Origin of the sequence: Streptomyces adustus, assembly GCF_009377175.1 — a bacterium.
Taxonomy (GTDB): Bacteria; Actinomycetota; Actinomycetes; order Streptomycetales; family Streptomycetaceae; genus Streptomyces; species Streptomyces adustus.
Window position 1 is genome coordinate 1 of the sequence record NZ_VJZD01000437.1, and the last position, 3,988, is coordinate 3,988.

At 75.5% G+C, this 3,988-nt stretch carries 2 protein-coding genes and 1 pseudogene; all 3 read right to left on the reverse strand.

Going from position 1 to position 3,988, the window contains the following annotated elements; translation table 11 throughout:
• Positions 1-212: pseudogene (locus FNH09_RS45110) on the reverse strand (hypothetical protein); the annotation flags it as partial.
• Between the two features lie 198 nt (positions 213-410).
• Positions 411-1,598 (reverse strand): VWA domain-containing protein, encoded by a 1,188-nt coding sequence (locus FNH09_RS45115; RefSeq protein ID WP_152895672.1) that lies wholly within the window; start codon positions 1,596-1,598, stop codon positions 411-413.
• Positions 1,595-3,988 (reverse strand): DUF5682 family protein (locus tag FNH09_RS47415; RefSeq protein ID WP_238427479.1); only part of this gene is annotated, 2,394 nt, incomplete at its 5' end. The genes FNH09_RS45115 and FNH09_RS47415, both read right to left, overlap by 4 nt.

A 3,988-nucleotide genomic window follows, 5' to 3' on the forward strand; every position in this document is an offset into this window, starting at 1 on the left:
GAGGTCGGGGCCAGGGCGGAGGTCGAGGCGGTGGCGGAGGTCGAGGCGGTGGCGCGGGAGGGTGTGGTCTCCGCCGCGTGCGCCCGCTCCCCGCAGAGGAACCCCAGCGCGAACAACCCGCTTGCCAGCAGCACGCCGTGCAGCGCACGCCGCCCGGCCGCCGTGCGCACCACGCGCAGAGCGGCTCCGGACAGGACGGCCGGCCAGATCAAGACGGAAGAATCCTCGGATGCGGCGAAACGGGTGACGGGTGAGAGGCGGCGTTGATCCTCGCACGCACCTCCCGCCGCCGCGCAAGCCCCCTGTTACCGATGAGTAGGCATGTCCGTTTTCGTTCCCTCCCCACGAGGCCGTCCCGTCGGGGCCGTCACCTCACGGCCGGTCCGCCGAGGTCCGCCCCGCCGGGCGTGTCACTCGGTGTCCGGCACCGGGATCGGCCGTTTCTCGATCGCCGCCGCCATCACCTCCGGGAACAGGTCGGGGGTGCAGGCGAAGGCCGGGGCCCCCAGTGCGGCGAGCGCGGCCGCGTGCTCCCGGTCGTAGGCCGGTGCCCCCTCGTCCGACAGCGCGAGCAGCGCCACGAACTGGACGCCCGACGCCTTCATCGCCGCGACCCGCTTGAGCATCTCGTTGCGTATCCCGCCTTCGTAGAGGTCGCTGATCAGCACGACCACCGTCTCCGCGGGCCGGGTGATCCGGGACTGGCAGTAGGCGAGCGCCCGGTTGATGTCCGTCCCGCCGCCGAGCTGGGTCCCGAAGAGGACGTCCACGGGGTCGTCGAGCTGGTCGGTGAGGTCGACGACCGCCGTGTCGAAGACGACGAGCCGGGTGCTGATGGAGCGCATGGACGCCAGCACCGCCCCGAACACGGACGCGTAGACGACGGACGCCGCCATGGACCCCGACTGGTCGATACAGAGGACGACCTCCTTCTTCACCGACCGCGAGGCACGCCCGTACCCGACGAGCCGCTCCGGCACGACCGTCCCGTACTCCGGCAGGTAGTGCTTGAGGTTGGCCGCGATCGTGCGGTTCCAGTCGATGTCGTGGTGGCGCGGCCGGGCGACCCGGGCGCTGCGGTCGAGGGCGCCGGTGAGCGTGGCCCGGGTGCGGGCGGCGAGCCGCTTCTCCAGGTCCTCGACGACTCTGCGCACGACGGCCCGTGCGGTCTCCTTCGTGGTCTCGGGCATCACCTTGTTGAGGGAGAGCAGGGTGCCGACCAGGTGCACGTCGGCCTCCACCGCCGCCAGCATCTCCGGCTCCAGCAGCAGCGCGGACAGTCCGAGCCGGTCGATGGCGTCGCGCTGCATGACCTGGACGACGGAGGAGGGGAAGTAGGTCCGGATGTCGCCGAGCCAGCGGGCCACGGACGGCGCCGACGCCCCCAGCCCCGCCGCACGGTCCCGCCCCGACTGCGGCCGGTCCCCCTTTCCGTAGAGCGCGGCGAGCGCCCCGTCCATCGCGGAGTCCTGCCCGGACAGCGCGTGCCCGGTGCCGTCGGCCGCGTCCCCGCCGAGCACGAGCCGCCAACGCCGCAGCCGCTCCTCCGCCGCGTCCGCCGGATCCGGATCCGGCGCAGTCGTCGGTCCGGTCGTCATGTGTCCACCCCCACCAGGTCGTCCGTCGGACTGTTCGACACGTCGTCGCCGTCGGCGGCGGACGCGTGGTCGCCGGCGAGGCCGAGCAGCAGCCGCACCATCGGCAGCACGGCGTCCGCGCGCTCGACGTCCGGCTGCGGGTCGAAGCCGGGGATGCCGGAGGCCGGCCCGCCCGCCATCCGCCCCGCCGCTCGCGGCCCGCGCCGCAGCAGCTCCCCGAGCGTTCTGCGCACCCCCGGTTCGTACGTCGAGAAGGTGCGCCTCAGCAGCGGCAGCACGTCCGTGAACGCCCGGGCCGGCACGGCGGTGAGCCATCCGTCGACCAGACCGAGCAGCCGCTCGTCGTGCACCAGGAGCATGCCGCCCCCGCCGCCGGCGAAGCCCTCGATCCACGCGGCCGCCTCCCCGGGCGGTGTCCCCGGTGACAGCGCGAGCCCCATGAGCCGGGCCGCCTCGTCCTGCGCCAGCTCCCCGTCGTCCAGCAGCAGCCGCACGGCCCGCCCGCGCACCACACCGGGAACGGTGTCCCGCCCCGACACGACCCCGAGCACCCGGTGCCAGCGCTCCCGCAGATCCGCACGCTCCGGTGCGAGCACGTCACCGAGCAGGGCCACCGCCCCGTGCACCTCGTCCAGTCGGCGCCGCATCTCGTCGGCCGCGTCGGCGTCGAGTCCGGCGCAGGCCGGGGGCAGACCGACGAAGATCCGCTCGGCGAGGCCCGCGGCGACCTCGGCGAGCGCCCCGGTGTCCGTACCGCGCACATCGCCGTAGCGCAGGGAGCGGACCAGGGCCGGCAGCGCCTGGGCGAGATGGCCGACGTCCGTGTCGAGGGCCGCGCGGTCGGCGAGGACCCGCATCACCGTGGGGAGCGCTGCGGGGAGGCCGGCCAGCAGGCAGTGCTCGGCGAGCGCGGTGACAGCGGCGAGGCCCCGCGCGCCGACGGCGTCCGCCTGGGCCTTGCCGGTCGCGGCGGCGAGCACGGTGGTCCCCCACACCCCGGCCTCGGCGACCCGTACGGACAGCTCCGGCTCCCAGTGCAGCCGCCAGGTCTCCCGGAACGTGCCCGTGCTGCCCCGCGAGGCGGCCGGCTCGCCCCAGTCGACGCCCAGCAGCCGCAGCCGGTGCAGCAGAGTGCTGCGGCCCGCGTCGGTCTCCTTGCGCAGGTCGAGTTCCAGGTCCCGCGCCGACGCCTCCGGTCTGAGCCGCAGCCGGCGCTGCGAACGGTCGAGGTCGCGCTGCAACGGCACCGCCGGGGCGGTCCGCGGCACCTCTCCCAGGACGTCCCCCACCACCAGCCGGTCGTGCACCAGCGCCAGCGGCACGTCCGAGCCGTCGCACATCACCGCGCGCACGGCGTCCGTCATCTCGCTCAGTCCGGGCAGCGGGCGGCCGCGCATCGCCGCCAGGGTGTCCGCGAGCCGCACCGCCTCGATGACGTGCGCGGAGGAGACGGGCCGGTCCTCCTCGCGCAGCAGCCCGGCGACCCTGGTCATCCAGCGCTCGACCGGCCGGTCCGGCGCGGCGAACAGATGCCCGTACCAGCCCGGCGAGTCGACACCGGCGCCGTACCCACCGGCCCTGGAGAGCCGGCGGTGGGTCCAAGGCACCCAGGTCACCTCCGTCTTGACCTTGGGCAGTCCTTTCAACAGGGCCCGGTCGGCGGCCACGGTGGTCCGCTGCCGGAGCGCGGGCACGTGCCAGGCGCCGCACACCACGGCGACGCCGTCCCCGAACTCCCGCCGCGCCGACCGCAGCTGGAGCCGCATGTACGCCTCCCGCACCGGGTCCCGGTCGTGCCCCCCGCTGCCGTACGTCGCGCGCAGCGCCGCCATGGCCTCCTCCAGCGCCGTGAACGGTGCGAGCACGTCGCCCTCCGCCGCGCCCCGGTGCTCGACGACGTCCTCCCACCAGCGCTCGGGGTCGTCGTGACCGGCGATCCCGGCGAGCACGCCGAGGGGGTCGATCCGCAGGTCTGCACCGGGAGTGCGCCCCTCCGCGCCGCCGTCCCCGTCCGCATCGCCGGCGCCGTCCGCGTCGCCCGCGTCCGTCCCGTCCCCGTCGGCCTCCGCCGGTCCCCAGGCCAGGGTGTGGGCGGCCGGGAGGTCGACGAAGCGGGCCGGCACGCCGTGTTCCAGGGCCCAGCGGATCGCCACCCACTCCGGGGAGAACTCCGCCAGCGGCCAGAACGCCGAACGGCCGGGCTCGTCGACGGCATGGGCCAGCAGGGCGACCGGCGGCCGCATGTCCTCGTCGGCCGCCAACGGGATCAGGACGTCGGCCTCGGCTGGCCCCTCGACCAGCACCGCACCCGGCCGCGCGGCGTCCAGCGCGGCCCGCACGGCCCGCGCCGACCCCGGCCCGTGATGCCGCACCCCGAGCAGCAGTGGTTC

Bases quoted from the DNA above. Each gene is read 5' to 3' on its own strand.
- FNH09_RS45115 (WP_152895672.1), bottom strand. From the start codon at position 1,598: ATGACGACCGGACCGACGACTGCGCCGGATCCGGATCCGGCGGACGCG.